The 990-nt window shown below is 37.4% G+C and carries 1 protein-coding gene and 1 pseudogene; both read right to left on the minus strand.

Annotated features, from left to right (window positions below; genetic code table 11):
• Positions 1-268, minus strand: a pseudogene (locus PAND9192_RS20315) (arginine decarboxylase); the annotation flags it as partial.
• Positions 269-487: 219 nt separating this feature from the next.
• Positions 488-990 (minus strand): amino acid permease (locus PAND9192_RS20320; protein WP_144018118.1); only part of this gene is annotated, 503 nt, incomplete at its 5' end.

The raw sequence follows: 990 nt of genomic DNA on the forward strand, positions 1-990 counted from the left end.
CTTGTAGTGCTGCTAACAAATCAACTTCTTCGTTAGAATTAACGATTTGCTCTTCAGTTTTTTCTAGTGCTAATACTAGGCTATCGATTTGAGTCGACATGATAACCGCACGCGCATCTTCATAAGAAGTAGCAGTGATGATATCGATAGTACGGTTTTGTAGTTCAGCAATTAATGATTTAGTTGCACGATCTGCAAAGCTATTTGGAGTAATGTTCTGGTGCTCAATAACGAGAGCACGCATTTTATTATTAGTACTATTGTTCATAATAACGCCTGAATAAAATGATGAATGACAGATGTGTTTTACCGCGACATAAAAAATATGAAGTAATAAAAGGTCTGTACGAATATTTTAGAAAGGGAATAAATAAGGCTGGTTATTAATAAGATTATTAATGGTTAGCGTATTTATTATTTATTCCCATTTCTGTTCTAGCTTATTATTAATAAATTTCTTTATTATCGAATTTATTAAATCTTTAAATTAGTTTGCTTTTACTTCTGGTTTAGTATCACGAGCTGCGATGAAACCATAGAAGATGTAGCCAAGTAGTGTCAGGATAGTACCGCCAAATACTGCGGTAGCACCACAAGCATATACACCATAGATACTGTAAAGAACGGCTAATGTACCCACGGTTGCACCTAAGCGGTATTGCTTTGGAGATACCATGTTCTTGCGAAGTAATACTTCAAGACCAGTCATCGATAGGATGTAAGGCACCATGTTAATGAATACTGCAAGGTTCAATAGCGCGTTGAACTGACTGATCAAGTTAGGAGAAATCGTCATTACCGCTAGTAAAATCTCAGCAGCTAGCATGATTAACATACCTGCAATCGGTGCGCCTGCTTTGTTGGTTTTAGCAAAGATTTTAGGGAATAGACCTTCATCTGCTGCCGCTTTAGAAACCTGTGCGTTAGTGAACTGCCAGCCAAGTAGTGAACCGATACATGCGATAACTGCTGCTAGAGTAACGATGTTAC

Origin of the sequence: Photobacterium andalusiense, assembly GCF_900185625.1 — a bacterium.
In the GTDB taxonomy this organism is placed as follows: Bacteria; Pseudomonadota; Gammaproteobacteria; order Enterobacterales; family Vibrionaceae; genus Photobacterium; species Photobacterium aquimaris.